The sequence below is a fragment of the Sulfitobacter sp. TBRI5 genome (assembly GCF_051013555.1).
Taxonomy (GTDB): domain Bacteria; phylum Pseudomonadota; class Alphaproteobacteria; order Rhodobacterales; family Rhodobacteraceae; genus JL08.
On sequence record NZ_CP112884.1, the window covers coordinates 1,715,598 to 1,733,236 of the forward strand.

At 58.0% G+C, this 17,639-nt stretch carries 18 protein-coding genes; 9 read left to right on the plus strand and 9 right to left on the minus strand.

Going from position 1 to position 17,639, the window contains the following annotated elements; all coding sequences use genetic code 11:
- Nucleotide 1: 1 nt before the first annotated feature.
- The 7 genes from ahbB (OLX72_RS08665) to OLX72_RS08695 form a co-directional block, all read right to left on the minus strand.
- The gene (ahbB, locus tag OLX72_RS08665; RefSeq protein WP_114871569.1) at nucleotides 2–490 is read right to left on the minus strand and encodes a siroheme decarboxylase subunit beta; all 489 of its coding nucleotides are present in this window, start codon (nucleotides 488–490) and stop codon (nucleotides 2–4) included.
- On the minus strand, nucleotides 487–936 hold the full coding sequence (locus OLX72_RS08670; protein ID WP_114871568.1) for an Lrp/AsnC family transcriptional regulator: 450 nt from the start codon (nucleotides 934–936) through the stop codon (nucleotides 487–489). Before OLX72_RS08670 ends, ahbB (OLX72_RS08665) begins: the two co-directional genes overlap by 4 nt.
- Entirely contained in the window at nucleotides 933–1,925 is a 993-nt protein-coding gene (gene ahbB, locus OLX72_RS08675) for a siroheme decarboxylase subunit beta (protein WP_114871567.1), read from the minus strand. The genes OLX72_RS08670 and ahbB (OLX72_RS08675) overlap by 4 nt, the downstream gene beginning before the upstream one ends.
- Before the next feature lie 3 nt (nucleotides 1,926–1,928).
- Complete coding sequence (locus OLX72_RS08680; RefSeq protein ID WP_114871566.1) at nucleotides 1,929–3,071, minus strand: cytochrome D1 domain-containing protein; 1,143 nt, start codon at nucleotides 3,069–3,071, stop codon at nucleotides 1,929–1,931.
- Nucleotides 3,068–3,376: a c-type cytochrome gene (locus tag OLX72_RS08685; protein WP_433990282.1), complete on the minus strand. Its 309-nt coding sequence runs from the start codon at nucleotides 3,374–3,376 to the stop codon at nucleotides 3,068–3,070. Before OLX72_RS08685 ends, OLX72_RS08680 begins: the two co-directional genes overlap by 4 nt.
- Entirely contained in the window at nucleotides 3,369–4,154 is a 786-nt protein-coding gene (cobA, locus tag OLX72_RS08690; protein WP_114871564.1) for a uroporphyrinogen-III C-methyltransferase, read from the minus strand. The genes OLX72_RS08685 and cobA overlap by 8 nt, the downstream gene beginning before the upstream one ends.
- 74 nt (nucleotides 4,155–4,228) lie before the next feature.
- Nucleotides 4,229–5,983: a nitrite reductase gene (locus tag OLX72_RS08695; RefSeq protein WP_114871563.1), complete on the minus strand. Its 1,755-nt coding sequence runs from the start codon at nucleotides 5,981–5,983 to the stop codon at nucleotides 4,229–4,231.
- A 109-nt stretch (nucleotides 5,984–6,092) separates the two neighbouring features.
- On the opposite strand from OLX72_RS08695, the gene OLX72_RS08700 reads away from it, so the two are divergent.
- The 8 genes from OLX72_RS08700 (at nucleotide 6,093) to OLX72_RS08735 (ending at nucleotide 14,895) form a co-directional block, all read left to right on the plus strand.
- Nucleotides 6,093–8,198 carry a 4Fe-4S binding protein gene (locus tag OLX72_RS08700; protein WP_433990283.1) on the plus strand — a complete coding sequence of 702 codons (2,106 nt, stop codon included), beginning with the start codon at nucleotides 6,093–6,095 and terminating at the stop codon, nucleotides 8,196–8,198.
- Entirely contained in the window at nucleotides 8,195–9,388 is a 1,194-nt protein-coding gene (locus OLX72_RS08705) for an NnrS family protein (protein ID WP_433990284.1), read from the plus strand. Before OLX72_RS08700 ends, OLX72_RS08705 begins: the two co-directional genes overlap by 4 nt.
- 110 nt (nucleotides 9,389–9,498) lie before the next feature.
- On the plus strand, nucleotides 9,499–9,951 hold the full coding sequence (locus OLX72_RS08710; protein ID WP_433990285.1) for a c-type cytochrome: 453 nt from the start codon (nucleotides 9,499–9,501) through the stop codon (nucleotides 9,949–9,951).
- 15 nt (nucleotides 9,952–9,966) lie between these two features.
- Complete coding sequence (locus OLX72_RS08715) at nucleotides 9,967–11,331, plus strand: cbb3-type cytochrome c oxidase subunit I (protein WP_114871561.1); 1,365 nt, start codon at nucleotides 9,967–9,969, stop codon at nucleotides 11,329–11,331.
- 5 nt (nucleotides 11,332–11,336) lie between these two features.
- Nucleotides 11,337–12,149 carry a CbbQ/NirQ/NorQ/GpvN family protein gene (locus OLX72_RS08720; protein ID WP_114872442.1) on the plus strand — a complete coding sequence of 271 codons (813 nt, stop codon included), beginning with the start codon at nucleotides 11,337–11,339 and terminating at the stop codon, nucleotides 12,147–12,149.
- Between the two features lie 9 nt (nucleotides 12,150–12,158).
- Nucleotides 12,159–14,084 (plus strand): nitric oxide reductase activation protein NorD, encoded by a 1,926-nt coding sequence (locus OLX72_RS08725; RefSeq protein ID WP_433990286.1) that lies wholly within the window; start codon nucleotides 12,159–12,161, stop codon nucleotides 14,082–14,084.
- Nucleotides 14,081–14,629: a cytochrome c oxidase subunit 3 gene (locus tag OLX72_RS08730; protein ID WP_114871560.1), complete on the plus strand. Its 549-nt coding sequence runs from the start codon at nucleotides 14,081–14,083 to the stop codon at nucleotides 14,627–14,629. Before OLX72_RS08725 ends, OLX72_RS08730 begins: the two co-directional genes overlap by 4 nt.
- A gap of 2 nt (nucleotides 14,630–14,631) precedes the next feature.
- Nucleotides 14,632–14,895: a nitric oxide reductase F protein gene (locus OLX72_RS08735; protein ID WP_205388993.1), complete on the plus strand. Its 264-nt coding sequence runs from the start codon at nucleotides 14,632–14,634 to the stop codon at nucleotides 14,893–14,895.
- On the opposite strand, the gene OLX72_RS08740 is transcribed toward OLX72_RS08735, so the two are convergent.
- Together OLX72_RS08740 and OLX72_RS08745 are read right to left on the minus strand one after the other, a co-directional pair.
- Nucleotides 14,885–15,445, minus strand: coding sequence for a DUF4202 domain-containing protein (locus OLX72_RS08740; protein WP_114871558.1), 561 nt, complete (start codon nucleotides 15,443–15,445; stop codon nucleotides 14,885–14,887). The two genes, OLX72_RS08735 and OLX72_RS08740, sit on opposite strands and share 11 nt — an antisense overlap.
- Nucleotides 15,442–16,173, minus strand: a complete 732-nt coding sequence (locus tag OLX72_RS08745; protein WP_433990287.1) for a Crp/Fnr family transcriptional regulator — start codon at nucleotides 16,171–16,173, stop codon at nucleotides 15,442–15,444. The genes OLX72_RS08740 and OLX72_RS08745 overlap by 4 nt, the downstream gene beginning before the upstream one ends.
- 135 nt (nucleotides 16,174–16,308) lie before the next feature.
- Here OLX72_RS08745 and hemA point away from each other — a divergent pair, with 135 nt between their 5' ends.
- Nucleotides 16,309–17,532: a 5-aminolevulinate synthase gene (hemA, locus tag OLX72_RS08750; protein WP_433990288.1), complete on the plus strand. Its 1,224-nt coding sequence runs from the start codon at nucleotides 16,309–16,311 to the stop codon at nucleotides 17,530–17,532.
- Nucleotides 17,533–17,639 lie beyond the last annotated feature (107 nt).

Below are 17,639 nucleotides of genomic sequence, written 5' to 3' on the forward strand. Positions count from 1 at the left end.
TTTAACCTTTCTGGGGCCGCAGCCGCAGCCCGGTCTTTTTCAGGATACGGGTTGAATACAGAATGTCGTGGGCGGCGCAGGCATCCCCCAGCAGACTGGCTACCTTGTGTCGCAAGGATTCGACATCGTCGCGCGAGGTGCCGTGTAACATGGCAAACAGGTTGTAAGGCCATTCGGGCAGGGCGCGGGGGCGTTCATAGCAATGGCTGACAAATGGCAGATCTCCGACCATCTGGCCCAGTTCGGCAACACGATCGTCCGCGACATCCCAGACTGACATTCCGTTGGCGATCATGCCAAGCTTGTAATGGTTCGGGGCCACCGCGATACGGCGGATCACGCCGCGGGCCTGCATCGCGTTCATACGGTCCAGCAGATCGTGTTCGCTGATGCCCAGCTGACCCGCAACATGCGCATATGGCTCTGTCACAAGCGGGAGTCCGGATTGTGTTGCGGTGATAATCTGGCGGTCGATGGGATCAAGTTTCATGCGGCAACCCGGAAGCGAATAAAGAACTCCCTGAGTTTTGGAAAACAGAGAACATTGTGCCCTGTTTCCTGACGAAGGGATGTAGCCACCTGTTCGATTTCCTCTTGGGTTTCCGTGGCCAAAACGAACCACATGTTCAGCCGGTGACTGCGTTCATAATTGTGCGCCACCTCGGCGTAAGCATTGACTTTTGTCAGGACGGTTTCAAATTCGTCTTCCGGCACGGCCATAGCGCACAGGCAAAACGCACCCCCCAGCGCGGCCGCATCAAAGAACGGGCCAAAACGGGTGATCATTCGGTTTTCCTTCAACGCCTTCAGTCGGTTCAGCACGATCTGTTCGGTCAGCCCAAGCTGATCTGCGACCACTTTGTAGGGATGCGCGGCAATCGGAAAGCCGTCCTGCAAGTGATTCAAAAGCAGGCGGTCGGTATCATCCAGAATCATGGGTTGGCCTTTTCGGGTTCAGCGACCATTGCACCGGTTTGTTTGAAGCAATGTAGTGAAAACAACGGCAGATGCGGCACGTTCGTAAGTTCGGGCAGGCTGCAAACGCGGGTCAGAACATCCAGCGCATCGGCGCGTGTTCTTGCATGGATCATCGAATACAATCTGTAGGGCCAGACACCGGGTACCGGTTCGCGCTCGTAGCAGAGTGTTATGCCAGGCTGGGCCGCCAAAAGTGGACCGATTGTGGTGATCTTGTCATGGGGCAGGTCCCATACCACCATCGCATTTGATCGCCAGCCCAACGCACGGTGGCGCACGATCACGCCAAGGCGCGCGATGATGCCCGCATCGCTTAGGGCCTGAACCCTGTCCAGGACACTGCTTTCACTGCGGCCCAGTGCATCGGCCAACGCAAGAAAGGGGCGCGGTGTCAGCGCTAGTCCCTTGGTCAATGCCTGCAAAATCGGGCGATCATCCGGTTGAAAAACCGATGCATCCACCTGTTTTGAAACAGCGTGGGTTGTGCCGTTGCGCCGCAATGCAAACCCCAGATCAATATTGAAGGGGCGCACAAGCCGCAGGTCAAGAACACGTAACCCGGACCGCTCTGAGATGCGGCGCAGCGTCTTGTCTACATGGGCGCGGTCCGGGCCGGTGGCGACAAACCACAGGTTCCAGTCATGTTCGCGCAGATAGGAATGGTTAACGCCGTCCTCTGCCCCGATGATGGCGGCAACTTCCTCGATACGGTCTTCGGGTGCGGCCACGGCGGCCAACGTGCTGGCCGAAACCGTATTGGGCGCGCAGGTGGCCCCAACGCGTGTGATACGGCCTGTTTCGCGCTGTTTTTTCAGCCGTTCGATGACATCCTGTTCGCTGATCCCAAGCTTTTGCGAAATGATATGAAACGGCGTTGGATCAATCGGGAAATCGCGCTGCCAGTCATCCAGTAGGGATTGTGTGATCGGATCGGTAACGCCTTCCATGTCTTACAACCCCAACCGATGCGCGCGGGCCGTAAAGAAAATGCCAGAGGGGCTTTCCGCGTCAATTTCGCGCAACTTTTCAAAGGTTTGCGTGTCGTAGATCATGACTTTACCGGCGTCGCGGACGGACAGCCAAACTTCGTGTCCGCGTGGAGTGAACTCCATATGAAGTACACCGGGCCCCGGGCTGAATTCATGAATGACCGCTTTCGTGGTGCTGTCGATCACCTGAATCGTATCGTTCAGCGGGTGGGCAAAATTCACCCAGACGTGACGGCCATCGGGACGGGACATGGCAAAGACAGGTTGTCCATGAGTCGCTGTGCGCCCGGTTTCCTGCAAACTGCGGGCATCGACCCACAATACTTCGTGCTGGCCGATCGCCGGCAGCACGAATTCTCCGCCTGCCAAGGCCCATCCTTCCAGATGCGGCATCTTGTAGACCGGTAAACCTTCGCGCCCCTTGCCATATCCTTGCAGGATCGGTTGCGGTTCGGGGATATCCTGCCACAGATCCAGCGCAGTCAGGTGGTCTTCTCCGAACAGGCCGGTGATGTATGTCCGCCCGTCAGCTGTGACCAGCGCATCATAAGGGTTTATGCCGATATCCTTGATTTTGGTGATCGCGGGTGTGTCGCCCGACATGTCTACAATCCAGGTTTCGCCATCATCCCACAGGGTGAACACAAACCGGCTTTCGGGGATGTCGACCAGTCCGATGGTTTTTGCGCCGGTGGGGATGTCGGCAACCATTGCGAGCGTTTCAGTTTCAAAAATACGCACGCCGCCGGGTTCGTAATTGGAGACCGCGACCAGCTTTCCATCATCAGAGATCGCACCTCCGATAGAATTTCCCGCCTGCATCACACGCGCCACGATGGTCTGTGACAGGATATCGACCTTGGTCAGGCCACCATCGCGGCCGAACACAAAGGCGAATTGCTGGTCAGGGGAATAAACCAGTGACGCGTGGCTGAGGTCGCCCAATCCTTCGATCCGTCCGATCTTCGCACGATCCGATTGATCGACCACCAGAAGCGACCCGGTGGCGCGTTCGACGACAAGACCAAGATCGCCGGTGGATTGGGAAAAGGCGGGCGCACCAAAGACTAGCGTGCAAATGGTTGTCAGCACAACACGGTTCATTCTGCGACTCCGGTCAAAAGATAGGTCACGACCCATTCCACCTCGGCTTTGGTCAACAACGGACGCCATGGGGGCATGGCTGTGCCCGGAATACCGTCAAGGATAATGGTCCCCAGCGTTTCAGGATCGTGGTGCGCAAGGGAGCTAGGCTGGATATCAGGACCAAGCCCGCCCTTGAGCGTCAGGCCGTGACATGAGCCACAATCCTGTTTCACAAGGCGTTCCAGCGCAGGGCCGTCAACGTCTGCCCGATCGCCCGCAATGGCGGCACTGGCCAGAAACAGATATGCAAACAGCCTATTCACCGGCCATCGCGGCCAGAAGTGGCTGCGCCTCCTGCGAGTGGACCGGTTGTTCGCGGTAGAGTGACACGACATGTCCGATGACGAACAGAACCGGCGCGCGCAGCGGCATTGCCTGAATGTCGACGCCAACCTGGTCAAGCCGCGAGATCAGACGTTTTTCACGCGGGGTTGTCGCGCTTGAAATCGCCATCACAGGCATCGAACCGGGCATGCCTTCGCCCATCAGGCGCAAGGCGATTTCGCTGATGTTTGCGACACCCATATAGACAACAAGCGTGGTGTCGGTGTTGGCCAGACTGGCCCAGTCCAGATCCAGTTTCTGATCAGCGGCCCGGTGGCCGGTCACATAACGCACACCGGTCGCAAGGCCGCGATGGGTCAACGGCACGCCGGTTGCGGCGGCCATGCCCTGGGCGGCGGTGATGCCGGGGGCGTATTCTACTTCGATGCCGTGATCCATCAGATGCGCGGCTTCTTCCGATCCGCGCCCGAAAATCAACGGGTCACCGCCCTTGAGGCGGGCAACGGTCAGGCCCTGCAGGGCCAGTTCGGTCAGAATTTCATTGATCCGGTCCTGTGGAACCGTGTGGCATTTGGGGGCTTTGCCCACCGGGATCATTTGCGCCGTTGCCGGTGCAAGATCCAGAATTTCAGGAGAAACAAGGCGGTCGTAAACAACCGCATCCGCGCTTTGCAACATGCGCAAGGCGCGCAATGTCATCAGGTCTGCATCGCCGGGTCCGGCACCGATCAGATATACTTTACCTGCATGAGTCATGGGGCGGCTCCTTTTCGTCGGCCTGATGTCTTGGGGAAATCCGGGGGCCGGCCAGCGGCCCCCGGACATGTTTGTCAGTAAACGTCGGCACGTGTGTTGTAGACGTTGAACTTGCCAGTCGGTGTGATCAGGCGTTCGTCTTTGATGACGTGCTTGAGCTCCAGCGTCTTGTCATCGACAACAACGATGGCTGATTCCAGATCGGCAGCATTCCAGACCGAGAACCAGATTTCGTTGCCGGCCTGGTTGTATTCGCCTTGGACAACACGAGGTTGACCATCAGCGATTCCCGCCCATTCGACGATCGGAAGAACAGTGAATTCAGGTTCTTCCTGCGCCAGGTCTGCAATTTTGAAGACCGCGACCGAACCGGAAACTTCGGCATCCGGGTTCAGCGGCGCATCGACATACAGATGCTCTGATGTGGGGTGAGTTTTCACAAACAGCGATCCGCCACCCATGGCGTAAAGCTGCTGCACCATCTTCCACGCATGATCGGGGTGGCCTTCCGGGTCTGTTCCGATCAGGGCAACAGTATCGTCACCAAGGTGGGATGTAGCCCAGACGGGTCCGTATGTCGGGTGGTTGATGTTGGCACCGCGACCCGGGTGCGGTGTCGCACCTTCGGTTTCGACCATTGCAGTCAGCGACCCTTCCTTGGTGTCGATCACCGCCACTTTGTTACGGGCGTTGGCCGCTGTCAGGAAGTAACGTTTGGTGCTGTCCAGACCACCATCATGCAGGAACCGTTCGGCTTCGATTTCGGTGACTTTCAGGTTCTTGATGTCTGAATAGTCGACCAACAGAATCTTGCCGGTTTCCTTCACGTTCACGATGAATTCAGGTTTGTAGTGGGACGAAATAATCGCCGCGACCCGAGGTTCGGGGTGATAGGTCTGTTCGTCATAGATCATGCCACGGGTGGATTTGATCTTGAGCGGTTCCAGCGTGTTGCCATCCATGATCACGTATTGCGGCGGCCAGTAGCTGCCGGCGATGGCGTATTTGTCCTCGAACCCTTCCATTTTGGATGTTTCGACAGACCGCGCTTCGGCACCGACCTTGATTTCGGCAACCGTGGCCGGGTTTTCCATCCACAGGTCGATCATGTTGATCTTGGCGTCACGGCCAATCACCAGCAGATAGCGACCGGATGCGGAAATCCGGCTGATGTGCACAGCGTAACCGGTGTCGATCACCGATTTGATTTCATAGCTTGCACCGTCGATCAAGGCGATCTGGCCGGCATCGCGCAATGTCACAGAAAACAGATTGTCGATATCCCAATCGTTCATTTTTTCGGTTGGGCGGTCTTCCGGCGCGATCAGAACTTTCCAGCTTTCGCGCATTTGCGGCATGCCGTATTCGGGCGGCGCGGGCGGTTCAAGCAGCAGATAGCGGGCCATCAGGTCCACGTCTTCTTCGGTAAAGTCACCCGAGGTTCCCCAGTTGGGCATGCCCGCAGGAGAGCCGTATGTGATAAAGTCGCGCAGATATTCAAACCCGTTTTCGCGGGTGATATCGGTGGTCAATGCCTTGCCGGTCGCGCCTTTGCGCAGCACGCCGTGGCAGCCTGCGCACCGTTCGAAATAGATGGTTGTCGCCTTCTGGAATTCGGAAGGTGTCATGACAGGGTCGCCGGGTTTTCTGCCCGGAATTTCGACCTGGATCTGACCAAGCGTTGTCATGCTTGGTTGATAGGCCGCAGCGGCGTCATCGCCGTGGTCTTTTGGCTTTTCCTGGGCTGATGCGCCTGTCACGGCAAGGCCCAGTGCGACTGCAGCGCTTGTCAAAAGCGATGCGCGCCGGATGGCTGTTTTGGATTTCATAACGAATACTCCGTTCGCTGGTGAGGCAGCTACGGTTTTGCGCGCGTTCGTGATCGGGTGCCTTGACTTTCGTTAAGGCGGCAAACTTTCCGGCGCGCAACAAGATGGAATGGTTCGTCAACTTGTATCCATGATGATTTGTGTGTTGGCCTGTGTTGCACCGGCTTCGGTGCATTTTGCCAGTGCGCAAACTGTGCGTCCGCAGATGGAGCAGGGCATTGCCGCGATCCCGCCAACACCCGAGATTGCCCAGGGCCTTTTTGATCTGCAGGATGCGCCGGTCATCACACGCGACGAAGCCGCCGTTCCGGGGTGGTCCGTATCCCAGGGCGGCAGGGTTGTTGGCCATATTGCGTCGACATGGGAAATTGCACGCTCTGTCGGCTACTCGGGCCGTCCGCTGGATGTGATGGTGGCCATTGGTCCGCAAGGCCGCATCGTTGGCGCCAGGCTGATGCAGCACAACGAACCCATTCTGACTTTGGGCCTGACAGATCAGGACATCGCCAGATTCGTCGATGGGTTTGCCGGTATTGACCTGACGAACCCAGACGGGGCGGGTGACGGCCCCGATATGCCGGACATTATCTCCCGCGCGACGGTTTCTACAGGTGTAATCAGGGATTCGATCCTGCGGACTGCGCGCACATTGGCAATCGGGCGCGGATTGCTGCCCGGTGGTGGCATCGACCGGATCAGTTTTGAAGCAAAGGACTGGCCCACACTGATTGCCGAAAACGCAATTTCGCACAGCGTGGTAACACTCGATACCGCGCGCGCGGCCTTGAGCGGGGCCAAGGTTCCGGTTCCCGCAGGGGATGCGCCCTTCATAGAGGTATGGGTCGCCCTGGCCGATCCCCCCACGATTGGCCGCAATATTCTGGGACAGCAGCAATATACCCGCGCTGTCGGGGCGCTTGGACCCGGTGACGTGGTTCTGTTTGTTGCCTCGCGCGGGCTTTATTCGCACCGGGGCACTGATTGGCGCAAGACCGGCGTTTTTGACAGGATCGTTCTGGTGCAGGGCGACAGGCGTGTGCCGATCACCGATGCAGGATATGTGCGCGTTGATAAACTGGCCACGGCGGGTGCGCCGGAAACCAAGGAACGCAGCCTGTTCACGATCCCGCCGGACGGCTTTGACCCGACCCGCCCGTTCACGATCCCGCCGGACGGCTTTGACCCGACCCGCCCGTTCACCCTTGAACTGACGGCGACACGCCCCGACAGCGCCGGGAATGACCTGTCATTCGTGATTGATGTTCCATACGCCTTGCCTGAAACGCATCTGGTGCCGCCCCCGCCCGAAGCTGCGCCGTTATGGCAGCTGACGTGGCAGGACAAACGGTTTGCCGTGATCAGCGTTGCAGCTATGCAAATCATACTGACCCTGATCCTTCTGTTTCAGGAATCCGTGGTGCGCCGGCCCAAATTGTGGCGGGCCATCCGGCTGGGGTTTCTGACAACCACACTGGTCTGGCTGGGTTGGATTCTGAACGGCCAGTTGTCTGTCGTGCAGGTCGTCGCCTTTGTGCATTCCCTGCTGAACGGATTTCGCTGGGAAACATTCCTGATCGAACCGGTCATATTCACGCTTTGGGCGGGTGTCGGTCTGGGTTTGTTGTTTTGGGGGCGGGGTGTGTTCTGTGGTTGGCTATGCCCGTTTGGCGCTTTGCAGGAACTGTCGAATGTTATCGCGCAACGTCTGGGTGTGCCCCAGATCAAGGTGCCGCATGCCCTGCACGAACGGCTGTGGATCATCAAGTACACCTTGTTCGTGGCGATTCTGGCGCTGTCCTTCTATTCGATGACACAGGCGCTAATTCTGGCAGAGGCAGAGCCGTTCAAGACGGCGATTTCCATGCAGATGATGCGCGCATGGCCATTTGTGGCCTTTGTGCTGGTGCTGCTTACGGCCGGGCTGTTTATCGAACGGTTTTATTGCCGCTATCTTTGCCCGCTGGGCGCCGCACTGGCCATTCCGGCCAAGCTCAAGATATTCGACTGGCTGCACCGCCGCCCGCAATGCGGCCGCGAATGCCGGTTGTGCGAGACCAAGTGTACGGTCGGCGCGATTGATCCGCTGGGCCGTATCAACCCGAACGAATGTGTTCTGTGCCTCAGATGTCAGGTTGTCATGAATGATGCCGCAACCTGCCCTGTTCTGAAAAGGCGCCAACGCGCCACACCCGCTGTAGGAGGGTCATCCGCATGACATCGCTGATCTCACGTCTGTTTTCCCAGGGCTTCCGCATCTTCTTTCTGGCTGCGGGGGCGTTTGCGATATTTTCGATGCTGGTATGGGAATTGTATCTGGGGGTGCATTTCGCCGGCGGCATGATTTATGATCTGCCCTTCGCCCCGCCGCCGCATCTGTGGCACGCACACGAGATGATATTCGGCTACTCTGCTGCGGCGTTGGGGGGCTTTCTGCTGACAGCCGTGCCAAACTGGACCGGTGCCAAGGCCGCGCCGCAACGCTTTATCGCCGTCGCTGCGGGTGTCTGGCTTGCCGGACGGGCTGTCATGTGGTGGTCCGGTACCTTGCCGGCGAGTTTGGTTGCCATTGCCGATCTTGCCTTTCTGCCGATCATGATCGCCCAGATCATGTCGCAACTGATCAAACGGCCGAAACCTCAGAACATGGTTCTTGTCGGGTTTCTTGGCGCAATCTGGGTCAGCAATCTGGTGGTGCATCTGGAATGGATGGGCGTGACAGAGGACAGTGCAGCCGTCGGATTGCGGGCCGGTCTGTTTGCGCTGTGCGCGATGATTGCTGTTCTGGGCGGACGCGTGACACCGGCCTTTACCCGAAATGCGATGAAACGCGCAGGTGTCGCGGAAGCTTTTTGGCCAACCAGCCCGAACCGGATCGAGCGCCCTGCCATTCTGTTAATGGCGGCGTTGCCGCTGGCCCTGTTGATCGGTTTGCCCGCATGGGTGTTGGGGGGAATGGCCGCAATTGCCGGCATTCTGCAATGTCTGCGTGTGGCCTGCTGGCGGCCGTTCTGGACGTGGAACCAACCGATCCTTTGGTCGTTGCATCTGGGCATGCTTATGCTTGGCGTGGGGCTGGTGTCTTGGGGGGCCAGCCAGTTCGCCCTGTCCAGCGAAGTTGCGGCACTGCATGTTCTGGGCATCGGTTGCATCGGGGGTATGACACTGGCCGTGATGAGCCGTGCAATACTGGGCCATAGCGGGCGCCCGTTGATTGCGCCGGTTGCGGTCGCTGTTGCCTACGGGCTGATCATTCTGGCCGCCGGTTTGCGCTGGGTCGGATCCACGCTGTCGGGCGATTTCTATTTTCCCATGATGCTGGGCGCCGGTGGCATCTGGATCATCGCCTTTACCCTTTACCTGATCGCGCTGTGGCCGGCTATATCGGGGCCGCGCCAGACCGCGTGACATTTGCGAAAACGTAAAAGAAACGCCGCTGCTTGACTTTTGCCAAGGATCAAAACGGCCGCGGCGCACAAAGTGCCCCTATCATCAACGCAGCGCAAAAGGAGAGCGCAATGCGCGAAGTCATGACCAAGAGCATGGCCCGGAACATCTTTTTCGGGGGATCCCTGTTCTTTATTATCATCTTTGTGGGGCTGTCGGTTCATTCGCACCGTTACATCGTCACCACATCTACCGATCACGAGGGCATCACCGAAAGCGTTGCCCTTGGAAAACACCTTTGGGAACAGAACGGTTGTATCAACTGTCACACGATCCTTGGCGAAGGCGCGTATTTCGCGCCTGAACTGGCGAACGTGATGACCCGCTGGGGCGTCGAAGACGATCCGGAGGCGGCGTTTGAAACGCTCAAAGGCTGGATGGAGGCCATGCCGACAGGCATCGAAGGCCGCCGTCAGATGCCGAACTTTGGCCTGAAAGACGAAGAATACCGCGCCCTCAGTGATTTTCTGCTGTGGACCGATTCTATCGATGCGCAGGGCTGGCCGCCCAATGATGCGGGCTGAGAAAGGACGAAACCGATGAAATACCAATCACAAAAAATCGCGTATGCGTATTTTGGGGTGGCGCTTGGCCTGTTCGCGATCCAGATCGTGGGCGGTTTGCTGGCGGGGTTTGTGTATGTGATGCCCAACACCCTGTCAGAGCTTTTGCCATTTAACATTATCCGGATGCTGCACACCAACAGCCTTGTTGTGTGGCTGCTTCTGGGCTTTTTCGGCGCGGCCTATTTCCTGATCCCGGAAGAAGCCGAGCGTGAAATCCATTCGCCTACCATTGCCTATCTGCAACTGATCATCCTGGTGGTCGGAACACTGGGCGTTGTGCTGACCTATGTGTTCAACCTGTTCGAAGGCAACTGGTTGCTGGGCAAGGAAGGACGCGAGTTTCTGGAACAACCCAAATGGGTCAAGGTGGGCATCGTCGTGGCTGCATTGATGTTCCTTTACAATGTCAGCATGACAGTTCTGAAAGGCAAGAAAACCGCAATCACCAACATCCTGTTGCTGGGTTTGTGGGGTCTGGCACTGTTGTTCCTGTTCGCCTTTTACAATCCTGACAATCTGGCGCTGGACAAACAGTACTGGTGGTATGTGATCCACCTGTGGGTGGAAGGCGTGTGGGAGCTGATAATGGCATCCATTCTGGCCTACCTGATGCTCAAGCTGACCGGCGTGGACCGCGAGGTGGTTGAAAAGTGGCTTTACGTCATCGTTGCCGCAGCGCTGTTTTCCGGCATCCTTGGTACCGGACACCATTATTACTGGATCGGATCACCCGGTTACTGGCAGTGGATCGGATCCATCTTCAGTTCGCTTGAAGTGATCCCGTTCTTCATGATGATGGCCTTTGCCTTTGTCATGGTCTGGAAGGGCCGTCGGGACCATCCGAACAAGGCAGCACTGTTGTGGAGCCTTGGCTGCGCCACACTGGCGTTCTTCGGGGCGGGTGTCTGGGGCTTCCTGCACACGCTGCACGGGGTCAACTACTATACCCACGGCACCCAGATCACGGCTGCGCACGGACACCTTGCGTTTTATGGTGCCTATGTCTGCCTTAACCTTGCGATCTTCACCTATGCGATGCCGATCCTGAAAGGGCGTGATCCCTATAATCAGGTGCTGAACATGGCGTCGTTCTGGCTGATGTCGGGTGGTATGGTGTTCATGACCTTCACACTGACCTTTGCTGGCACTGTCCAAACCCACATGCAGCGCGTGCTGGGCGAAAACTTTATGGACGTGCAGGACAGCATCGCGCTGTTCTACTGGATGCGCTTTGGGTCCGGTGTGGTCGTCTTCCTGGGCGTTCTGTTGTTCCTTTACGCGATCTTTGTGCCCCGGCGCGAAGTGATCGAACCCGGTAAAACAGTAGCAGCGGAGTGATCGATATGGATGGCACCTTTGCCCCGAACAAGAAGGGGGCGGCTGACGCCCCCTTTTACCTGCCGCAGGGCGATGAATGCGCCCTGTTCGAAGCGGCCAGCGCGAATGATCTGCCGGTTCTTCTGAAAGGTCCGACAGGCTGTGGCAAGACACGCTTTGTCACCCATATGGCCGCCCGTCTTGGCCGCCCGCTTTATACGGTAGCCTGTCATGACGATCTGTCAGCAGCCGACCTGATCGGGCGGTATCTGCTGAAAGGCGGAGAAACCGTTTGGGTCGATGGCCCGCTGACCCGCGCGGTGCGCGAAGGCGCGATCTGCTACCTTGACGAAGTGGTCGAGGCGCGAAAGGACGTGACTGTAGTCTTGCATCCGTTGACGGATGACCGGCGTATCCTGCCGATCGACCGTACCGGAGAAGAGCTTGAAGCCGCGCCCGGATTTATGCTGGTGGCCTCGTACAACCCCGGTTACCAGAATATTCTCAAAACCCTTAAACCATCGACACGCCAGCGCTTTCTGGCCGTTGAATTCGACTTTCCCAAGCCCGATGTCGAGGTGGAAGTCGTGGCCTGTGAAAGTGGGCTGGATGTTGACCGGGTCAAACCGCTTGTCCGACTTGGCGGGAAATTGCGGGCCCTGAAAGGTCAGGATCTGGAAGAGGGTGTTTCAACACGGCTGATCGTCTATGCGGCCACGTTGATAGCACAAGGCATGCCCGTGGAACGGGCCGTCGAAGCGGCGATGATCGAACCGCTGACCGATGATGCCGATATCAAACGCGGGCTCCTCGATCTTGTTACGGCCATCTTCGGGTGAGGCATGGCCATGGGCAAGATTGAAATCGAGCCATGGGAACCCGAAGAAACTGTCGGGAAACTGTGGCACGCGTTTGCCAGCCGTCTGGATGCGCCAACCATGCATCACGGAGCCGGTGTTGACCTTTCCGAGGTCAGCGGGCGGCTGGCAGTTTTTTTCCGTGGACTGGGCGGTTCCCATGCCGTCGAACTGCGCCCTGTCAGCGCCGAAGTCAGCCGCCACAGGCTGAGCTTTCTGCGCCGTCTGGGAGCCGAGGCCGAAATAGTCCCGCGCGCCAGCTTTGACGGAGAAGCCTTGCGCTTGCCGCAAAGACTGGCGGTTTTTCCAACGCGCGAAGCCAACGGGGCCTTGTATCTGTGGCTGACAGCCGCAGCGGCGCACGCACCCGAATTCGTGCGCGATGATGATCCGTTGCGCGCCGATCTGCGTGCAATTGATGCCGCCCGTACAATGGCGCGGGCGGCGTTGGAAAATGGCCCCGGTCTGGCCGATCTTTACCGCGGTCTGTGTGATGTCACACGCCACCACCGCCGCACAGCGCACCTGCCGAAAACCGAAGCCGCCGTCGAAGCCCTGGTGCGGGCTGCGCTGGGCGATCCTGCGCCGCTGCCTGCACTGGCATTGAAATTGCTGGATGCTCCACGTGAAACCCTGACGGCAACAAGGGGATACAGCCCCTATCAGCCGGTGCCTCTGTGGCCTGATCTGCGCGAACTGGTGTTCAGCGCCCCAGACAGTGTCGAAGCGCGTGATTCAGACGGGCCGCCCGAAGAATCCGGTGACGGCACCCATCGCGCGCGCCGTCGTCAGGCCGATCAGGCCGAACGCACCGACAGCCTGATCCTGCACAAGTTCGAAGCCATTCTAAGTTGGGCAGAGTTCCTGAACCTGAACCGCCGTGTCGATGACGATGATCCGGACAATGCAAAAAAAGCGGCTGACGATCAGGATGAAATCGGCCTTGGCCAGATTTCCAAGGCACCGGCCACGCGGCTGAAGCTGCATCTGGATCTGGCCCCCGAAGACGTAGACCGTGAACGCCTGTCCGGCGTGACGACATTTCCGGAATGGGATGCGCGCTCTGGCAGCTATCTACCTGATCACGTGCGTGTTTTGCACAGTCTTGCCAAAGCGGGGGATACAATTCCTTCCTTTCGAGAAGACCCTCGTGCGGCGCGTCGTATCCGTCATGTCAAACGCCAGTTCGAAGCATTGCGCCCGGGACGGGTGTTTGTTCCGGCATGTCTGGACGGAGATGAACTGGACATGGAGGCGGTTGTGCGCGCGCGTGTCGATATTCTGGCCAATGGGTCGGGCAGCAACCGCATCTGGCGGCAATCCCTGCCACAGGCCCGCGATCTGGCGGTGTCTATCCTTCTTGATGTGTCCCGTTCGACGGAAAGCGCCGTAACGGGGCGCACCGTGATTGATATCGAGCGTGAAGCGCTGGCGGCGCTCAGCTGGGGGTTGGATGCGTGCGGGGACGATTTTGCGATCCATGCGTTTTCATCCTTAAAACGTGACCGCGTCTATATCCAGCAATGCAAAGCTTTTGGTGAAGCGATGAGCGCGCATGTCGAAGACCGGATTGGTGCATTGCGCCCGGGATTCTACACGCGGTTGGGGGCAGCGATCCGCCATGCGTCGGCCGATCTGGCGCAACAGGGCAAGAAGCGCCGCCTTCTTCTGGTTATTACCGATGGCAAACCCAATGATCTGGACCATTACGAAGGCCGCCACGGGATCGAAGATACTGCCATGGCCGTGCGCGAGGCGCGTCGTGCAGGGCAATCGGTGTTTGGTGTCACCATCGACAAACAGGCCAAAACGTGGTTCCCGCGACTGTTCGGGCGCGGCGGCTTTCATGTGATCGCGCACCCCGACAAGCTGACCGAGGCGTTGCCGCAAATCTATCGGGAACTGGTGGGTGCATGAGCACGCATTCGGTGCTGGATGAGCTGCCCGGCGATTTGATGATGTGGGTGTTGATCATCAGCGAGCTGCTGGTGTTCGGGGCCGGTCTGGCGGCCTTTTCGGCGATGCGGGCCACCGATCCTGCAGGGTTTGCATCAGCGCAGGCCGTGCTGAACAGCACAGCGGCCGGGATCAACACGATTGTTCTGGTGACAAGCGGGTTGTTTGCGGCGCTTGCCGTTGCCGTGCGCGAACGCGGCCAACGTGCGCGCGCCCGCGTGTTGCTAGGGCTCGCTGCTGTCCTGGGCTTTGCATTCTTGTGGATCAAATCAGCAGAGTATGCCGACAAGGCAGAACTTGGGATCGGCTGGGACACGCACCCGTTCTTTACGTTCTACTATCTGCTTACAGGGTTTCACGCTGCGCATGTGGTGGCCGGGATTGTCATTCTGCTGTTGGTGATGTGGCGCGATGCGCCCCGCAACATCGAAGTAGGCGCAGCGTTCTGGCATATGGTTGATCTGGTTTGGGTTCTGTTGTTCCCCGTGATCTATCTGCTGCGATGACGATGCGGGCCTTGATTTTGGGTTGGGGGATGCTGATCGGGTTCAGCGCCGTTTCAACGTTGGTGTCGATCCTGCCTGTGCCATCGCAGTGGCATGCCGCGAGCGGGGCAATTGTTCTGCTGCTTGCCTGGCTGAAAGCGCGTGTGATCCTGTCGCGCTATCTGGGGCTGTGTGCCGCGCCGTTCTGGGCCCGCGGCTTTGGGCTGGCGCTTGGTGTGTTCTGTACCGTGTTGCTGGGCCTCTATCTGATCCCGTTCATGTTTTGAAAGCGTCCGCGAAATCGGCAGGTAAATCGAATTCCTTCAAAACACGCGTACGCCCTTCTGCCGACATTTTGCGCGCTGTCTTTTCCACGATCCTCAGCAATTTGTCGGGGGCTTGCGTTTTGGAAAACGGTGAAAAATACCATTTCAGAAAGACGAAACAAATCACGTCTTCCAGTGCCTGGACCTCTGGGTCGCGCTTGATCCCCTCTTTGCGGATCATCCGCCCTGCGGCATCTGCCTGATCTGCACTATAGCCGCTCTCCAACATGATCTCTCCGACACGATGCGCATGATGCCTGGCCAGATCGCGCCGCCACGCCAGATATCCGGCGCGGTCCTGCGGAAAATCGGCCCGCTTCAGAACCCAGCGTTCAATATGTTGACCGCGGGCGGCGATTTGCAGCGGCTCTGACGCGTCGGGAAAAAGGCGCGCGAGTTCCGCGCTCATCCGTTGGCCATAAAGCTGCGCGGCGGGCGCGCCTTCGGCTGTATCGGGATCGGCCGCGTTGGCCGCGTCAATCCGTGAAAGCGCCTGTTCCAGTCTGCTCACAGCGCTTTGTTCCAGGCTGCCGCAGGATCTTCTTCGGCGTAGTCACGCAAGCGTTCCACATTATCGATCGTGGCGTGGTTTTTGGAAATCCGCACGCCAACGGGGCGCAATTTCGAAAACGCGCGGGACAGGCTTTCCGGTTTCATCCCAAGCCGGCCAGCGATCAGAACCTTGTCGTAGGGCAGGGTCACAACGCAGCTTCCATCAGCACAGTTGCTTAAATCCAGCAGGAATTCCGCAACCCGCTGGGCCCCGGTCTGTGCCTTGATTTGTTCAACTTGTGACACAAGAGAATGCAGGTGCTGAAAGGTTGATGCCAAAATCGAAACGCAGATTTCCGGCTGGTCCTTCATCAGCGAAATGAGCGAGGTTGCCGAGATTTGCATCAATGTGCAGTCGGTTACCGCCTCTCCCGATACCGGATAGTCCAGATGACGCAGTGCAACGGCTTCACCAAAACTGCTGCCGCGGGTGAACACGCTGACCACGGCTTCGTTTCCGTTTGGGGCAATACGGTACAGTTTCACCCAGCCATCCAGAACGACATGAATAACTTGTGCCATTTCACCCTGCAGAAAAAGAGTTTCGCCCCGTGTCGCGGTCCGGGTGTGTGCGCCTTTAAGCACGGTATCAACAACAGGATCAGGCAGGCTGCGTAGCAGCAAAGACTCTCTGGCTGTTTTCAAGTTCAAGTCTTTGATCATTCTGGTTCCACGCTTTTTTGCCATGCTATGTGTGGCGCGAAAACATGGCAACCAAGACTTTTGAAGGCTGCGGCTCGATGACTTGACGTTAGTCAAGGAAGCAAACGGTGCCGCATCCTATTTTTTGGCCATCAACACCAAAAGTCCGAGGGGTCTGACATGACATATGAAACCTATTTCCATGATCGTCTTTCGCGCCTCAAGGAAGAAGGGAATTACCGCATCTTCACCGATCTGGCACGGCACAAGGGGCACTTTCCCGCGGCCACCCGACACAAGGGTGACGACCAGCAGGATGTCACGGTGTGGTGTTCAAACGATTATCTTGGGATGGGGCAGCATCCGTCGGTTCTGAACGCGATGCATACCGCGCTGGACAGGTGTGGTGCTGGCGCGGGGGGAACACGCAATATTTCCGGCACCACGCATGATCACGTTCTGCTTGAGGCTGAACTGGCTGATCTGCACGGCAAGGAAGCGGCCCTGCTGTTTACATCGGGATACGTGTCAAACTGGGCCGCGCTGGGAACACTGGCGTCGGAAATTCCTGATTGCATCGTGTTTTCCGATGCCTTGAACCACGCAAGCATGATCGAGGGTATTCGCCATTCGCGGGCACCCAAAGTGATCTGGAAGCACAATGACCTTGCCGATCTCGAGGCGAAACTGGCTGCGGCCCCGGCGAACGCGCCCAAGCTGATCGCCTTTGAAAGCGTCTATTCAATGGATGGCGACATTGCCCCGATTGCCGAGATTTGTGATCTTGCCGACCGGTATGGCGCGATGACCTATCTGGACGAGGTACACGCTGTTGGCCTTTATGGGCCACGTGGCGGCGGCATTGCCGAACGCGAAGGGCTGATGCACCGGCTGACAGTGATCGAGGGAACGCTGGGCAAGGCATTTGGTGTTGTTGGCGGATATATCGCGGCTTCCGCTGCACTGTGTGATTTCGTGCGCAGTTTCTCAAGCGGGTTCATTTTCACCACGGCGCTGCCGCCCGCCATCGCCGCCGGTGCCGCCGCATCGGTTCGCCATCTGAAATCAAGCCAGAGCGAACGGGCCTTGCAACAGAAACGCGTGGCAGAACTGCGTATGCGCCTGGACAAGGCAGGCATACCGCATCTGGATAATCCCAGTCATATCATCCCAGTGATGGTTGGCGATCCGGTCAAGTGCAAATACATCTCGGACCTGCTGCTGGACCAATTCGGAATTTACATTCAGCCGATCAATTATCCGACAGTCCCGAAAGGCACGGAACGGTTGCGCATCACTCCGTCACCTGTTCACAGCACGCAAGATCTTGACCGGTTGGTGAACGCGTTGGCGCAATTGTGGAATCAGTGCAAGCTGGCCCGGTTGCCTGTGGCCGCGCAGTAGATTTGCCGCGCTCAGAAACAGATTGTTCCGGAATTGGCCATTATTGAAGATGGGCAATTTCGCCTCAATTGTTAAAGCGGTTTGGGGCGATTTTCGTGCTGATCCTG